The organism is Synechococcus sp. UW105 (genome assembly GCF_900473935.1).
Taxonomy (GTDB): Bacteria; Cyanobacteriota; Cyanobacteriia; order PCC-6307; family Cyanobiaceae; genus Synechococcus_C.
Map to the genome: position 1 here is coordinate 1 of NZ_UCNN01000003.1, position 2,973 is coordinate 2,973.

Sequence of the window (2,973 nt, forward strand, 5' to 3'; positions counted from 1 at the left end):
TCTCCAACTGGAATGCGGCATCGGCAACCTCCTACTCCGCCACCTTCACACCAACAGCTGACAGCACCAGCAACGGTGTGATTTCTGTTGCCAGTTCCAAGTTCTCTGACTCCGCAGGCAATACCAACAGCGACGGTTCCGATAACAACAACTCCGTCACCCTCTCCGTCGACACTGTCAGGCCCACTTTCCAATCCGCTGCCTCCAACACTGGCGGCACCAAAATCATCCTCACCTACAGCGAAACACTCTCTTCCACAACCGCTGCTATCAGCACCTTCTCGGTCACCACTGCGTCCAAAGACAAACCCATCACCGACGTTGCCATCGCTGGCTCCACCGTTGAACTCACTCTCACCAACACCATCGGCAAAGGCCAAACGGTCACCGTTGCTTACACAGACCCATCCAGCTCCGACGATGCCAATGCCATCCAAGATTCCACTGGCAATGACGCCGCATCACTGAGCAGCAACTCTGTCACCAACAACTCCACCGTTGCCTCTGACTCCTCAGACAAGGACTCCTCAGACAGTGGCTCAAATCCATCAGACACCAACGCCCTCGTTCTCAACAGCGACAACTCCTTCAACGTCACCGATGGTGACACCAAAGGCCTCTGGCTCAAATTCAACGTCAAGGCAGCCAGCACCAAACGTCAAAACTGCCTCAAAATCATCGATCAACATGGTTCCGTCCTCGGTGCCATTGGCGCCACGCAAAACTCCAAAAACCTCGGTAGCCACGCCATCTTTATCCCAGAAGGCTCAACCATTGCCTTCCATCAGTTCAGCAACAACCAAGCCATCAACAGCTCTCCGCAGCTCAACATCATCGAGCAAGCTGACGGCAGCTTCCAGCTAAAACTCAACGATGGAGCCGATGACAGCGATCACGACGATCTCACCATCGACATCACCACCGCCACAAGCTCTCCCAACGCAAGCGCCACATCCATTGCCACAGAGCAAACCGGCATCCATGACTCCATCCTGGATCTCTCCTCCATCCCCGCAGCTGGCCAAACACTCCAACTCACCATCAACAGCGATTGCTCCTTTAAAAACAGCATCGCCATGGTCAAACTCACAGAGGAAACAGACGGCAGCTTCTCCGTCAACGGAAAAACCAATGCCAATGCCACAGCCTTTGATCAAGCCGTCAAAGACCACCTCATCAACCCCAATGGCACCTCCATCACGGCCACTGGGGTACAAACACAAACCATTGACTGGACCCTCGCCTCAGCAGATGCCGGCTTCTACTCGCCCGTTCTGATCAACCCCAACGGTGAGCTCTACACCTACGGCTCTAGCTACGTCAAAATCCTCGGCTGCAACTTCTTTAGCTTTGAGGACACCCACCAAAACAACAGCTCAGACTTCGATTACAACGACGTCTCCATCCTCTTTCAAGTGATCTAAACCGCGCTCACAGCACAAGCAGGGCAACAGACACGGTTGCGCGGAGTGATCAGACCTCAACATCAACAAGGCAGCCAAACAGCGCGGCAGAGCAGATCACACCATCTCGCCCAAAAGCTCTCGCTCGTTCTTGCAGCGAACAATCATCGGCTCCAGTTGCACATAAGCCGCTCCACTTGCACAAAAAAGCAGGGACAAATCAGGGACGAGCCCCTCAAACCCACTGCAGTCACAAACTAATGGGTGGCAGCAGCAGCCACCAGGGCCGGTGCTGATCAGCCGGTTGGGTGCCGTTTGACGCCTCTCAATTCAAGTTCCCTGCCCACGATTCTGCCTAGAGGCGGTACCGAGTAGAGATCGATCAGAAGCAAGTTGTGGGAGAGAAGGATCCACTCCGTTAAGTCACTCCAAGTTGGCCAGTCACCGCCTTGGCACTCAAAGGCCCCGCTACTTACGGGGCGGGGCCTTTCTCTTTAGTCAGTTTGCGAATCAAGCACGTAGGAGGGATGGAAAGAAAATATGAAAAAACAACTTTTTCATAGGCTCATCATTGCCAATATGAATGCCGCCTTCGATGGATTCGACTTGCTCGTCAGTGAGTTCGAGGATTTGGGCTTGGGTGTTGAGTTCACTCATGGGTTTGAAAGTGAGGTGAGTAGGTGTAGTATCGGCAAAGAAGAGTCAAAGCAAGACAATCCACCAGGGAAGAGGCGAACCTGGATCACTCGTAGGAAAATCGGTACCTGGAGGCAACAACAAACCACCAGTTACATCTTGTAGTTCGTCATCCGTTAATGAACAGGGAGACTGATCCGCATGAACGTCATTGTGAATGGTCATTAGAATGAGTGGGTGAGTGTGTGAGGTGTCGGTGGCGTTTCCTCCGACATTCACAAGATCACAGCCCTTCTGGTGATCCCCAGTGCCTGGATGTGGTGGGGATGTAGGCAAGTTCTGGTGATGTTCTGGTGAATGGCTCAGATCCCAGTGAGAAGGTGAAGCACAGACACCAAAGCCATTAAAAAACCCCGCTCGTGGCGGGGCTTTTTGTTCGCTTGCAAGCTTGCCTTCCGTCAACCAGACACGATCCTGTAGTGAGGGAGATTGATCATCGGGGGGATGATCAGGGACCAATCGGGTTTCCGGCCGCCACCTTGGACAGCGACGAGATCATCGTCCTGAATGGATTGCAGGTCTGTGGCCTGGACTTGAGTGGTGAGGTCGGTCATGAATTTAAAATTGAGTGAGTGAGTAAAATGGATTAAACAGGCCCGCCAATCAGCGGCGGCGGAGAATTTCGTTGATAACAATCGGCAATAGGATTGAGGTGACGACACCGCCGCCTTCCACGGCCTCCAGTTGGGCTTCCGTCAGTTCAACAATCTGATCATCAGCACTGAAGTCAGACTGGGCATAGTTTGAAGTGGTCATGGGTTTAAAAGTGAGTGAGTGAGTGAGTGAGTTGAGTGGGTGATGTGCCCCCTCGACTCCTTCAAGATCTCAGCTGCTCTGGTGAACCACACTCCACTGCTCTGGTGAGCCTCCTGCC

At 53.0% G+C, this 2,973-nt stretch carries 4 protein-coding genes; 1 reads left to right on the top strand and 3 read right to left on the bottom strand.

What is annotated here, in order from left to right; translation table 11 throughout:
* Nucleotides 1–1,424: SwmB domain-containing protein (locus DXY16_RS00665; RefSeq protein WP_198410750.1), on the top strand; the 1,424-nt coding region annotated here is incomplete at its 5' end.
* Between the two features lie 489 nt (nt 1,425–1,913).
* On the opposite strand, the gene DXY16_RS14500 is transcribed toward DXY16_RS00665, so the two are convergent.
* The 3 genes from DXY16_RS14500 to DXY16_RS14510 all read right to left on the bottom strand — a co-directional run bounded on the left by DXY16_RS14500 (nt 1,914) and on the right by DXY16_RS14510 (nt 2,855).
* Nucleotides 1,914–2,060 (bottom strand): hypothetical protein, encoded by a 147-nt coding sequence (locus DXY16_RS14500; RefSeq protein ID WP_170953772.1) that lies wholly within the window; start codon nt 2,058–2,060, stop codon nt 1,914–1,916.
* Between the two features lie 437 nt (nt 2,061–2,497).
* Nucleotides 2,498–2,653 carry a hypothetical protein gene (locus tag DXY16_RS14505; RefSeq protein ID WP_170953773.1) on the bottom strand — a complete coding sequence of 52 codons (156 nt, stop codon included), beginning with the start codon at nt 2,651–2,653 and terminating at the stop codon, nt 2,498–2,500.
* 49 nt (nt 2,654–2,702) lie between these two features.
* Nucleotides 2,703–2,855, bottom strand: coding sequence for a hypothetical protein (locus DXY16_RS14510; protein ID WP_170953774.1), 153 nt, complete (start codon nt 2,853–2,855; stop codon nt 2,703–2,705).
* Nucleotides 2,856–2,973 lie beyond the last annotated feature (118 nt).

Coding starts and splice junctions, on each gene's coding strand:
- DXY16_RS14500 (WP_170953772.1), bottom strand. CDS start 2,060: ATGAGTGAACTCAACACCCAAGCCCAAATCCTCGAACTCACTGACGAG.
- DXY16_RS14510 (WP_170953774.1), bottom strand. CDS start 2,855: ATGACCACTTCAAACTATGCCCAGTCTGACTTCAGTGCTGATGATCAG.
- DXY16_RS14505 (WP_170953773.1), bottom strand. CDS start 2,653: ATGACCGACCTCACCACTCAAGTCCAGGCCACAGACCTGCAATCCATT.